This is a genomic window from Pseudomonadota bacterium, from assembly GCA_026388215.1.
In the GTDB taxonomy this organism is placed as follows: Bacteria; Desulfobacterota; Syntrophorhabdia; order Syntrophorhabdales; family Syntrophorhabdaceae; genus JAPLKF01.
The window spans coordinates 1-11,787 of sequence record JAPLKF010000257.1; the positions used below are offsets into that span (position 1 = coordinate 1).

12 protein-coding genes are annotated in these 11,787 nt (G+C 41.4%); 11 read left to right on the forward strand and 1 reads right to left on the reverse strand.

Going from position 1 to position 11,787, the window contains the following annotated elements:
• Positions 1 to 159 precede the first annotated feature (159 nt).
• Positions 160 to 351: a hypothetical protein gene (locus NTU69_12135; GenBank protein MCX5804254.1), complete on the reverse strand. Its 192-nt coding sequence runs from the start codon at positions 349 to 351 to the stop codon at positions 160 to 162.
• Between the two features lie 574 nt (positions 352 to 925).
• On the opposite strand from NTU69_12135, the gene NTU69_12140 reads away from it, so the two are divergent.
• From NTU69_12140 to NTU69_12190, 11 genes are all read left to right on the forward strand, one after another.
• Positions 926 to 2,023, forward strand: a complete 1,098-nt coding sequence (locus tag NTU69_12140; GenBank protein ID MCX5804255.1) for a glycosyltransferase family 1 protein — start codon at positions 926 to 928, stop codon at positions 2,021 to 2,023.
• A gap of 7 nt (positions 2,024 to 2,030) precedes the next feature.
• Positions 2,031 to 2,981 (forward strand): GDP-mannose 4,6-dehydratase, encoded by a 951-nt coding sequence (locus tag NTU69_12145; protein ID MCX5804256.1) that lies wholly within the window; start codon positions 2,031 to 2,033, stop codon positions 2,979 to 2,981.
• On the forward strand, positions 2,968 to 4,203 hold the full coding sequence (locus NTU69_12150) for a glycosyltransferase (protein ID MCX5804257.1): 1,236 nt from the start codon (positions 2,968 to 2,970) through the stop codon (positions 4,201 to 4,203). Before NTU69_12145 ends, NTU69_12150 begins: the two co-directional genes overlap by 14 nt.
• A 95-nt stretch (positions 4,204 to 4,298) precedes the next feature.
• The gene (locus NTU69_12155) at positions 4,299 to 4,538 is read left to right on the forward strand and encodes an NAD-dependent epimerase/dehydratase family protein (protein ID MCX5804258.1); all 240 of its coding nucleotides are present in this window, start codon (positions 4,299 to 4,301) and stop codon (positions 4,536 to 4,538) included.
• A 198-nt stretch (positions 4,539 to 4,736) separates the two neighbouring features.
• Positions 4,737 to 5,621 carry a hypothetical protein gene (locus NTU69_12160; protein ID MCX5804259.1) on the forward strand — a complete coding sequence of 295 codons (885 nt, stop codon included), beginning with the start codon at positions 4,737 to 4,739 and terminating at the stop codon, positions 5,619 to 5,621.
• Between the two features lie 125 nt (positions 5,622 to 5,746).
• Positions 5,747 to 7,111 carry a radical SAM protein gene (locus NTU69_12165; GenBank protein MCX5804260.1) on the forward strand — a complete coding sequence of 455 codons (1,365 nt, stop codon included), beginning with the start codon at positions 5,747 to 5,749 and terminating at the stop codon, positions 7,109 to 7,111.
• Positions 7,112 to 7,251: 140 nt separating this feature from the next.
• Positions 7,252 to 7,968 (forward strand): class I SAM-dependent methyltransferase, encoded by a 717-nt coding sequence (locus NTU69_12170; GenBank protein MCX5804261.1) that lies wholly within the window; start codon positions 7,252 to 7,254, stop codon positions 7,966 to 7,968.
• Positions 7,965 to 8,837 carry an alpha-1,2-fucosyltransferase gene (locus NTU69_12175; GenBank protein ID MCX5804262.1) on the forward strand — a complete coding sequence of 291 codons (873 nt, stop codon included), beginning with the start codon at positions 7,965 to 7,967 and terminating at the stop codon, positions 8,835 to 8,837. Before NTU69_12170 ends, NTU69_12175 begins: the two co-directional genes overlap by 4 nt.
• Positions 8,838 to 9,006: 169 nt before the next feature.
• A complete protein-coding gene (locus NTU69_12180) occupies positions 9,007 to 10,488 on the forward strand; it encodes a glycosyltransferase family 4 protein (GenBank protein ID MCX5804263.1) in 1,482 nt (493 codons plus the stop codon).
• A gap of 58 nt (positions 10,489 to 10,546) precedes the next feature.
• Positions 10,547 to 11,425: a glycosyltransferase family 2 protein gene (locus NTU69_12185; GenBank protein ID MCX5804264.1), complete on the forward strand. Its 879-nt coding sequence runs from the start codon at positions 10,547 to 10,549 to the stop codon at positions 11,423 to 11,425.
• A 21-nt stretch (positions 11,426 to 11,446) separates the two neighbouring features.
• A partial coding sequence (locus tag NTU69_12190; GenBank protein ID MCX5804265.1) for a glycosyltransferase family 1 protein occupies positions 11,447 to 11,787 on the forward strand: 341 nt, incomplete at its 3' end.

Consider the following 11,787-nt stretch of genomic DNA (forward strand, 5'->3'; position numbering starts at 1 on the left):
TGTTTCTCAATGACTTCTTTCATCTTTTTTGATACACTTTTCTTCATGGGTATAGTTCTCCTTTCTCCCGTTTAGGGGATTGTTTAATCCATTGAGAATTATACCCTTTATTGAATTTACAGAAAACATGTTACACTATCTCTTACTGTGGATGCAGTACTAAACATTTCTGAGGCAACCAGTCAGGATGTTCAGTAATTTTATCATTAAGATGCCAAGTGTTTCCATGTACATCTGGCGTGCAGTGAGTTTTTCAGGCCACTTAACAAGAAAGATGTTGTTCACAATGAGACAATAAAACCACCATTTTTTCTTTATGTGGGTTCTAGGACATATTACAAGAATTTCCACAGTCTGATCACCGCATACAGCCAATGGAAAGAACGGAGATAAGTAAGACTCCTTGTGGTCGGGCCACCATGGACGCTTCAGGAACGTGAAACCTTATCGAGCTCGGAATTGAGGATCACGTGGATCTGTTAACGGATGTACAAGATGAATACCTTTGTTGGAAGCTATGGCGGGTGAATGCACGGTAATTGCTTCAAGGATTGATACGTCGGTTGAGGTTGCGGGTGAATGTCCGATCTATTTTTAGTTGGATTAGGAAGATTTCAAGATAGAAGCCTTAGATACTGCCCTGAATGAAGGTCGTGATGGTCCCCGAATTCTTGGTGGCCTGGAGCAGGTCAAAAAGTTTTCCTAGGAAAAAACTGCCCAGGGGACGTTGGATGTATATCGAGCGTTGTTCTATATAATATCTGCTGAAAAAACGAGCAAACTCTATGAAGAAAGCCTTGATAACCGACATTACCGGACCGGATGGGATCTATCTGTCAAGATTCCGCCTGGATAAAGGATATGTTTTATAGTCTGGTGATAGTGTATCACTTATTCATTCTGGAGGAGGATGTGAGTCAAGATAATGCGCATCGTATATGATCATCAAGTATTCTCATGGCAAGAATATGGCGGCATATCTCGCTATTATTATGAATTGGCGTGTAGAATTGCTAATCATGAAGAATGTGCTGTTAGTATTCATGCTCCACTTTACGTTAATCGTTATATAAAAAGTAATGATAAGCTTAAGGTAATTGGCATTCGCGTACCTACTATTCCCAGAACCGGGAAGGCGCTAACTCTGTTTAATGCTCTGCTTGGTGGGATACTGACGCGAAAATGCTTGCCAGATATTATCCATGAAACCTATTATGCCAGATATGGGACTGCCCCTGCGAAGGTGAAGAAGGTCATAACGGTATATGATATGATTCATGAAAGATTCAGAGACTTTCTTCCATCTCAAGATAAAACGTCTCAAAACAAAGCACAAGCAGTTAAAAGGGCAAATCATATCATTTGTATTTCGGAGAACACAAAAAATGACCTAATCAATCTTTTCAATGTGAGTCCACAAAAAATATCAGTTATTTATCTTGGTCATACACTAAGAAACGAATCATCGCAACGTACATTAAATATCGGCAATAAACCTTACATTCTCTATGTTGGGCAACGTGGCTTCTACAAAAATTTCAGCCGCTTGTTACAGGCATATTCTTATTCGCCACGATTACAAAGAACTTTTAAATTGGTATGTTTTGGTATGACTCGTTTCTCCAATGATGAAATCAATCAAATCAAACAGTTGAATCTTAAGACAGAAGATGTAGTCTGTCTGGGTGGTGATGATGATATTTTAAGCACGCTTTATTCAAATGCCGCAGCTTTCGTTTTCCCGTCGCTGTATGAAGGATTCGGCATCTCACTTTTGGAAGCCATGTCTTTTAAGTGTCCTGTGGTTTGCAGCAATAAAAGCTCATTACCCGAAGTAGCAGGGGATGCTGCTGAATATTTTGATCCATATGATATTGAAGAAATTATGCACTCTATTGAATCTGTTGTATTTTCTACTGAAAAAAGAAATGATTTGATTGAAAAAGGATTAAAGAGAATAAATTTATTCTCATGGGAAAAGTGTGCCGAACAAACATTGAAAGTCTATTTATCATTATTATGAGGAAGAAATGAAGAAAGCACTCATTTGTGGTATTTCTGGCCAGGACGGTGCATATCTTGCCAGCCTACTACTCGACAAGAAATACGAGGTCTATGGGACATCTCGAGATGCACAGACCTCTCCTTTCAGTAATCTTTCAAAACTTAGAATTCGTAGTCATATTAACCTTTTGTCAATGGCTGCTAACGATTTTAGAAGTGTTCTTCAAATATTAAATAATGTCCAACCGGATGAGGTCTATAATCTTGCAGGACAAAGTTCAGTAGGATTGTCCTTTGACCAACCCCTTGAAACAATGGAAAGTATAGCCATTGGAACACTTAATCTTCTTGAAGCAATTCGTTTTACCAAAAAGCAAATCAAGTTTTATAATGCATGCTCCAGCGAATGTTTCGGAGATACCGGAGAGCTGGCAGCAGATGAAAGCACGCCATTTCATCCCAGAAGTCCTTATGCTATAGCAAAATCTGCTGCTTTCTGGGAGGTTGTTAATTATTGTGAAGCTTATGATCTTTTTGCATGTTCTGGCATTCTTTTTAATCACGAATCACCATTTAGGCCAGAGCGTTTTGTTACTAAGAAGATTATCGCGGCGGCATGCCGTATCGCTGGCGGAAGCAAAGAAAAGCTACGGCTGGGTAATCTATCCATATGTCGTGATTGGGGATGGGCTCCAGAATATGTCGAAGCTATGTGGATGATGCTGCAGCAACGGCAACCGGATACTTATGTTATTGCCACAGGAGAAAGTTATACACTTGAAGAGTTTGTTGCAGCCGCATTTAACTATTTAGGTCTTGATTGGCGAGAACACATTATTATTGATACTAACTTGTTTCGACCAGCAGATATTGCCATCGGGTGTGCTAATCCACGAAAGGCAGCAGAAGCACTTGGTTGGAGGGCAAAGTATAGAATGAACGATGTTGTAAAAATGATGATAGATGAAAATGCGTGAAGCAGTCAAAACCTTGAATAATAGATGTGTGATATTTGCCAAAGGCTCAGGATTTCCATACGCAATTGGCGCCGGAAGGGAGAAAACGCTGTTGATGGGGAAACTCCTCGCCACATACGGGTTTGATGTCTATGTTCTGTCCGGTGTCTTTTATTCATCTGACGAAATGCCAGAGATAAAGACGTCTGGGGAATATGATACTCTTCGGTTTTACATTCCTTCGTCTTTTCTAAAGCCGAATTCGCTCATCAAAAAAATCCAGTCTTACCTCACAACAATGTTCAATAGTGTAAAGTTCATTGTTGGTTTGACTAAACAGTATGATGAAGTCTATTTGATATACGAATATAATCAGGCATTTATGTTGTTGCTGTATAAAATAACGTCCCTGATATATGGAATACCGTTTATACTGAATATTGAGGAATGGTATTTAGCGTATAATCTGAAAGCCATGGGGCAGGTAATAAACAGCTATAGCTGCTGTAGCGTTGCGCCAAGAATTAGCCACGGTTGTATATGCGTAAGTGAGTTCCTGTGTAACAAGGTTAGAGGAGTGAATAGAGAGGCGAAAATATTCAAGTTACCAGCGATCGCCGATTTTTCCAGAATTGCGAGTATTCCTGTGTCAAATAGAGATGTGGCCAATAATCGTACCACCTTTGTTTACTGCGCTGGGGTTGGGTATAGAGAGGTAATCGATCTAATCCTTGACGCGTTTGTCCAACTTATTGATCAAGACGAGCACAAATGCACATTGGTACTCATACTACATGGGGACAAAAACGAGATTCAAAAACTAGAACGTAACTATTATGCCTATCGGCATAGCATCAGCTTTTTGAGCGATTTGCCATATCCTGAATTAATCCAATGGTACAAGAGTGCGACCGCTCTTTTGATTCCTCTTCGACCAACTTCTCAGGATGAGGCCAGATTTCCACACAAAATCGCAGAATATACAGCAACGGCAAAACCCATTATTACAACCTGGCATGGAGAGATCAAGGTCTACTTTCAGGACAGAGAAAATGCCCTGATTATGAAAGGCTATTCAAAAGAAGCACTGATCGAGGAGATGAAATTCGTTATTGATCATCCTCAAGAGGTCGGCCTGATTGGCCAACGTGGATATAGCTTAGGTAAAGAAGTTTTTGATTTTCAAAAATATACTGAGAGTCTGGGGTGTTTTGTTGAAAGTATAAAGGAACAATCATGTTGAATCACCGAGTAACCAGGAATCGACGATTGACTTGCAAGAAGTGCTAAAGATCATTTTTTTTTCTTAGAAGGACCATTCATTTGATCCCCTGTTGCGTGATTGGTGGTAATGGTTATATCAGTTCCCATCTCGTTGAGCTTTTGCTCACAAAAGGAAGGCAGCTTACTGTTATAGAGAGAAACATTTGTCCAGCAAAAAACTTGCCCGAAGATGTTCGCTATGTTGCCGGGGACTATGGTGATAAAGACTTTTTGCGTAATGTTTTGGAGGGAACGAAGGAAATCGTTGACCTTGCCTATGAACTGTTCCTCATACGAGTTGTGAGAACCCAGTAAATGATATTATCAGTAATCTTCCGGCTTCTTTTAATCTGTTTGAAGTGGCAAGCAGCCTGGAATTAAACAAACTAGTATCCTGCCCCATTAATAGCTGAAAAAGTTAAAATACATATGCGACATTAAGTCTTAATGGATCACTATGCAAAAGCGTACCCGATATTTAGTAGAATACGAGGCTATAGGGGGTTACAGAATATGCTCTATAGCCTTAGAAACTTTGATGCAAATGAAATAGCCCAACAGAGAATGAAGATTATGCAATTCTACGAAAAGTACGGAGAGAAGGCAACAAAGGAAGCATTTGGTACAGACAGAAAACTCATAAGCCGGTGGAGGAAAAGGCTGAAAGATAATAATGGAAAAATAGATGCCCTAATCCCTACGTCAACCCGTCCCATACGAACAAGGAAGCCCCGTATTCTCTATCCGATCATAGAATTCATCGAGCAATTAAGAGAGAAATATCCAAGACTTGGCAAAGAAAAGATCGAGCCCCTTCTTGATGAATACTGTAGGGAGAAAGGACTAACACCTATCTCTGAATCAACAATTGGCAATATAATTAAGAGAAACCATTTCTTCTTTCAGAAATCCGGTCGTGTGTACCATAACCCGGATTCGAAGTGGGCTCAGAATATAAAGAGAGAGAAGCGGGCAAAGGTCAAACACTCACCGAAACCCGCTGATTTTGGTTATATCATCTCTGATACGGTAGAGAGGCTGACTGATGGGATAAAGGATTACTTCTATAGCGCAATGGATATTAAATCAAAGTTCGCTGTAACCTTAAATTACAAGAAACTGAACAGTAAAAACATGAAAGACTTCTATGGGAGATTCGAATCTGTATATCCGGGAGAGATACTCACATGGCAGTCCGACAACGGAAGTGAAAACTTAGGGGAGTTTGATAGTCAGCTAAAGAAGGATGGAATCCCTCATCTCTTCTCCTATCCCCGATGTCCAAAGATTAACGCCTATATTGAGAGATACAACAGAACCGTACAGGAAGAGTTCATAGACAACCATCTCGATAGCATCCATGATAAAGAGCTGTTTAGCCAGGAGCTTGCCGATTAGATTATCTTATTGAGCAGGGGGTATTGTCGCAAATGTGTTTGACTTATACAATAGCTATACATTTGCTTCTCTGTTTGTAGAGGCTATGGAATGAAAAAAAGTGTCAGAATATAAACTAAGGAGACATGGGTAACCGGATAGAAATATTATTTGTATCACCTTCAATAAACCTGGGGCTCTGGGTCAATTATGGGATAGCTTCTTTGTGCGGCATCATTAAGGAAAAAGGCCATCATGTGGATCTGTATCAGCCTCTTAAATTCAATATTAATGAATTTCATGACGAATTCAAAAAAAAGAAGTATTCATTGTGTCTTGTATCGACTGTTACAAACCAGTGGCCATATGCGCTGAAATATATAAAGGCGCTGAAAAGCATATCTCAGATCCCTGTCATCGTCGGGGGTCATCACGCGACATGCTGTCCGAGTATCATAGAGGAAAATCCAGAAATTGATGGCCTCTGTATTGGCGAAGGGGACAACGCGCTGAGTGAATTGCTGGATAGAATTGATAAGGGAGAAAAATACCACAGTATAAAAAATATGTGGTTTAGAAATGGAAATGAGATCATTCGAAATGAATTAGGTGATTTAATAGAAGATATCGATGATCTGCCGTTCCCGGACTATTCAGTTTTTTCGAAAGAAGCAATTAGTGACCGTGTATCTATTATGTTGTCGAGAGGATGCCCGTATAATTGCACTTATTGTTGCAATAATTATTTGCGAAGACTTTATATCGGAAGAGGTAGATATGTTCGTAAAAAGAGTGTGAAGAGAGCAATAGAAGAAGTTCGGGATTTCATAGAGCGATATAAACCAAATAAAATAAATTTTGACGATGATACCTTTGTGAAGGACAAAAAGTGGCTTCTGAAATTTCTGGAAGAATATAGACAACTTACGAACACCCCTTTTGATTGCAACTCAAGGCCCGAAACCCTGGACGATGAGATTTGCAAGAGTCTGAAAGCCGCTCACTGTGAAACTCTCTGCATAGGTGTTGAATCAGGCAATGAAGAGTATAGAAGAAACATACTCAAACGAAAAATGACAAATGAATCGATTGTGAGGGCCTTTTCCCTACTGCGGAAACATGGGATAAAATCTTATGCCTTCAATATTGTTGGTGCCCCAGGGGATACGTATGAAAACTACCTTGAAACGGTTCATTTAAATCAGATCATAAGACCTGATTATTTTCAGATTACGATTTTTTATCCTTATCCTGCCACGGATCTCTTCAATTATGCAAAGGAAAAGGGATTGCTGACGGATAACACATTCCGCGATAGTTTTGAATCTGGATCACTACTGCACATGAATCAATTCCCTCGTTGGAAGATACGCTTTGCAAAAAATACATTTGGATATCGCTTGTTGTCGGGAGACAAAACTTTTCTGCGTAGAATTATTTATCTGGTAAATTCTTTTTCAGGTGGATACTTTTATAGATTGATTCTGTTTCTAAGAAAAGCAAGAATATGAGAAAAATAGGCCTGTATAATACTTCAACAGCTGAGGCGCTTGCTGCCGCTGGACCGAGGCACACGGAATCTGTTTTCGAACCGGCAATGATACAGAATGAAAAAGCCGTATGGTTCCATTCATTCTAAAGGGTGATGTAAATGATAAGGTTAACAAAAAGGTATTTATCGATTAGATGCTCTCTACATGAATCACCAGTTCGAAACAATGAATGTGCTGAATTTGAGATTGACAAGTGGGTTCTCTCAAAGTTCATCATTAAAAGGCTCGTGCCTATCGTTGGGATTCACCCATTTCCATTGGATGAATTGTTGCTTTTAGCCGCAGCGGTTACCAAAATTCAACCTACACACATATTTGAATGGGGAACCAACATTGGCAAATCAGCAAGAATATTCTTTGAGACAATCAAGTCCTTTAATATCAATACCGAAATCCACTCAATCGATCTGCCGGATGATGTCTCCCATGTCGAACATCCCGGCGCCAAAAGGGGCATCCTCGTACGAGGTCTGAAAGGGGTGACATTACACACGGGTGATGGGTTAGACACTTCGTTGAACCTATGTAAAATGGTCAGCGGAACCAAATTCACCCCGCTCTTTTTTGTTGATGGCGATCATAGTTACAATTCTGTAAAACGCGACCTTCAGGGAATAATAACCCATGTGCCTAATGCCCATATCTTGGTTCATGATACCTTTAATCAGTCGGAAGAGTCTGGGTATAATACTGGTCCGTATCAAGCTGTATGCGATACACTGAGTTTGATGAGCGGAAAATATCAGATCATTGCGCAGGGTACGGGATTACCGGGGTTAACGCTGGTCTGGCATCGCCCTGATAGTGTGCCATGATTATCGTCAAGTTGATTGGCGGTCTTGGTAATCAGATGTTTCAGTACGCCATGGCGAGGTCGCTTGCAGATCATTACGACGTATCGTTGAAACTGGACATTGCAGATTTTGAACACTATACGTTACGTAGGTATGAACTTGTCGATTTCAATATACGCGCAGAGGTTGCCAGCAAGCAAGATATCAATACTTTTAATATAAGCACAAAGCGGAACTCTTTGTCACAACGCATAAAGAGACATTTTGTGCCTCTTGTTTCAAAAACGGTGTTTCGGGAGACTTCATTTGCGTATAATGAAAGAGTCCTCAGTGTCATGCCGCCCGTTTATCTTGACGGATATTGGCAAACTGAACGTTACTTCTCCCACAATTCCGTAGCGATTCGACGTGATTTCACGTTGCACGAACAACTCGATGTGAAAAATGTGGAAATGCAGGCGCAGATCGAGGCGGTGAATGCGGTCTCTTTGCACGTGCGTCGTGGTGATTATGTGAATGATCCACATACAAATTACTCTCATGGAGTCTGTTCTCTCGATTACTATCATGATGCTGTTAAATACATCGTAGAGCGTGTTGCACAATTACATCTCTTCGTCTTTTCAGATGATCATGAGTGGGCACAGGGGAATCTCAATTTTCAATACCCTGCAACTTTTGTTAACCACAACTCCAATAAAAGAGGTATTTTTGACATGCTGCTCATGCAGCATTGTCAACACCACATTATAGCAAATAGTTCATTCAGTTGGTGGGGCGCCTGGTTGAATCCGTCACCACACAAAATAGTTGTAGCTCCACGACGATGGTTTAATAAAGCGTCACACGATACTCGTGATCTTATACCTCCAACATGGATAATATTATAAAGGATCCTATAGTTGGTATCATATCGGTGGATTATGATGAGGGAGCTGGCTACACGAGTTCATAAAAGACGTCCTGATTATACCCTCCTTAAAACAGGAGCTAAGATTTTCTCAGAAAATCACCACACGTAACGTGAGACAAGAATTAACATGCTGAGCAAAAGAGATAATGGCATTATTCCAAATAGCTGGGGAGTTAGAAGTGCGTTTACTGTTTTGCTGTGAATTTTATTATCCAAGCGTGGGTGGTGTACAGGAGGTGGTGCGTCAGCTGGCGGAACGCATGGTACTGCGTGGGCATAAAGTAACTGTAGCCACGACGCGCCTGGCAAATCGTACGTTCAGTGAACTAAATGGCGTGCGTATTGAGGAGTTTTCTGTGGTCGGCAATGCGGTGAAAGGGATGAGGGGTGAAATCGAGCGTTATCGAGAGTTTGTCCTCAATACTGATGCAGACGCGCTTCTCATAAAGGCTGCACAGCAATGGACGTTTGATGCTTTGTGGCCCATCCTGCATCAAGTACGTGCACGTAAGATATTTATCCCATGCGGTTTCTCAAGATTTTATCAATCCTCATACGCCGAATATTTTCAACAACTGCCTGCTGTTCTCAAATTGTTCGACCATCTTATTTTTTATGCCACTCGGTATCGTGATATTGAATATGCGCGTGTTCATGGGATTCGGCATTTCTCGGTTCTTCCAAACGGAGCCAGCGAGTTGGAATTTGGGGTTCCACGTGATCCGCATTTCCGGCTGCGCCACAGTATTCCCGAAGAAAGCTTTGTCTTTCTTACCGTTGGTAGTCTCACAGGGATGAAAGGACATCTCGAAATAGCGAAAGCCTTTGTCAAACTTGATACAGGTGGGCGCCCTGCAACGTTGATACTAAATGGTAATATTCCTGCTCCACCGCTGGTTGTCTATGATGTTGACTACACCGATCCTGTACCTGCTGAAGTTCATTATAAGGAGATAGGCACGTCTGAGCTGATGCGTTGTTTCAATGATTTCGCTTCCATTGTTCGTCTAAGAAGAAAAAAGATGTCTCAGCGAGCAATATACATTATGGGAATTGCATCTCATTTTAAGGAAACTCTATCCATGAGAGGATTGTCTGCCGTTGTCGAGCAGTCTATAAAGGTAATTGTGCAAAAATTGAATATACCGGTATCTATAACAAAATATATACCTCTGCGCTTTTCGAGCCCGATACGATACTGGGTTAAGAAGGGAAATGATCAGTTTCCCCTTAAACAAGTGTTGTTGATAGATTTACCAAGGTTGGAGTTGATACAGGCGTTTAAGAATGCTGATCTCTTTGTGTTCGCTTCCAATATTGAGTACTCACCGCTTGTGTTATATGAATCGGCCGCAGCCGGAACACCATTTCTTAGTGTCCCCGTTGGTAACGCAGCGGAGATCGCAAAATGGACTGGATGCGGCATTGTCGCCCCAGCTAATGTCGATAGAAACGGTTTTACGAGAACTAACCCCGGAAATCTGGCTGAAGAGATGCGAAGAGCTATGGATTCGCCGGAACTTCTCGCTGAGCTTGGTTGTACGGGACACAAGCGCTGGCAGGAGCAGTTTACTTGGGCCAGCGTTGTTATTCAATACGAGAAAATTTTAGCTGGAAAGGTTTTATGAGCCAATACACCATGACTTACGGTACCGCTGCCATCTTGTTTTACATTGCTCTCAAAGCATGATTTCTCCACTTATATCGGTTGTCCTTCCGGTTTATAATGGCGAGGCCACGCTCGTATGTGCCATGAAGTCTGTTTTTGCACAGACATTTCAAGACTACGAGTTGCTGCTTTTGGACGATGGATCGACTGATGATTCACTGCAAGTAGCATCGATGTTTTCTGACCCAAGACTTCGCGTTCTGAGTGACGGAACAAATCGTGGGCTTGCTTATCGCCTTAATCAGGGGATTGATCTCGCGCGTGGTCGCTATTTTGCGCGTATGGATCAGGATGACATTTGTTTTCCGGAGAGGCTTACGAGGCAATTCGAATTTCTTGAGAGGAATCCGGGGGTTGATCTGCTTGGTTGTCGTGCACTGGTGTTTCGAAATTATCATGATATCCTGGGACTTATACCCTTTCGCGGCACACATGAAGAGATTTGTGCCTATCCCTGGCGTGGTCTATACTTAGCCCATCCGAGTTGGATGGGTCGTACTGAGTGGTTTCGCCGTTATCGCTATCGTATTCCTGAAGCCATTCTCGCTGACGATCAGGAACTTCTCCTTCGTGCCTATCCGGAGAGTCGGTTCGCGTGTCTTGAGGAGGTGCTACTTGCGTACCGTAAGGAACATTTTCGCTTGAGTAAGATCTGGCGAGCACGGCTGGCGCTTTTAAAAGTTCAGCTCTCACATTTTTCCCGTCGCCGGCAGTGGTCATATGCAGCGCTATCTATTATGGTGACCCTTTTCAAGGTAGTGATCGATTGCGCTACCTCTTTGCTGGGCTGCAGAGAACTTTTTTTTAAGAGGGCGGTTATTGAATCGGTAACGACGTCAGTAATGGAAAGGTTTCATAGCCTGATGCGCGACTATGAACTTCAAGATAAAAAGTGAAATCACAGGACCAAAATCCGTATGAAGAGACAAAAGATATGCTTCGTAGCCACTGTTGATTTTACTATTAAGGTTTTTTTAGTGGATCATTTCAAGGCTATGTATCCTAAATATGACATCAACGTTATAACAAATACAAAGGATGTGACTTTTTTAAAACCACTCGGTTTGGATTTGAAAATTATACCCCTGTCTATCGAAAGAAAAATTTCTCCAGTGCATGATCTTGTAGCACTTTTTCGTTTATATTCTTTGTTTAGAAAATATAAATTTGATGTTGTCCATTCTATCATGCCAAAATCGGGGTTGTTATCTATGCTGGCTGCTCTTTTTGCAGGTATCCCAGTGAGGATCCATACATT

Coding starts and splice junctions, on each gene's coding strand:
- NTU69_12140 (MCX5804255.1), top strand. CDS start 926: ATGCGCATCGTATATGATCATCAAGTATTCTCATGGCAAGAATATGGC.
- NTU69_12185 (MCX5804264.1), top strand. CDS start 10,547: ATGATTTCTCCACTTATATCGGTTGTCCTTCCGGTTTATAATGGCGAG.
- NTU69_12165 (MCX5804260.1), top strand. CDS start 5,747: ATGGGTAACCGGATAGAAATATTATTTGTATCACCTTCAATAAACCTG.
- NTU69_12175 (MCX5804262.1), top strand. CDS start 7,965: ATGATTATCGTCAAGTTGATTGGCGGTCTTGGTAATCAGATGTTTCAG.
- NTU69_12150 (MCX5804257.1), top strand. CDS start 2,968: ATGAAAATGCGTGAAGCAGTCAAAACCTTGAATAATAGATGTGTGATA.
- NTU69_12160 (MCX5804259.1), top strand. CDS start 4,737: ATGCTCTATAGCCTTAGAAACTTTGATGCAAATGAAATAGCCCAACAG.
- NTU69_12170 (MCX5804261.1), top strand. CDS start 7,252: ATGATAAGGTTAACAAAAAGGTATTTATCGATTAGATGCTCTCTACAT.
- NTU69_12145 (MCX5804256.1), top strand. CDS start 2,031: ATGAAGAAAGCACTCATTTGTGGTATTTCTGGCCAGGACGGTGCATAT.
- NTU69_12180 (MCX5804263.1), top strand. CDS start 9,007: ATGGCATTATTCCAAATAGCTGGGGAGTTAGAAGTGCGTTTACTGTTT.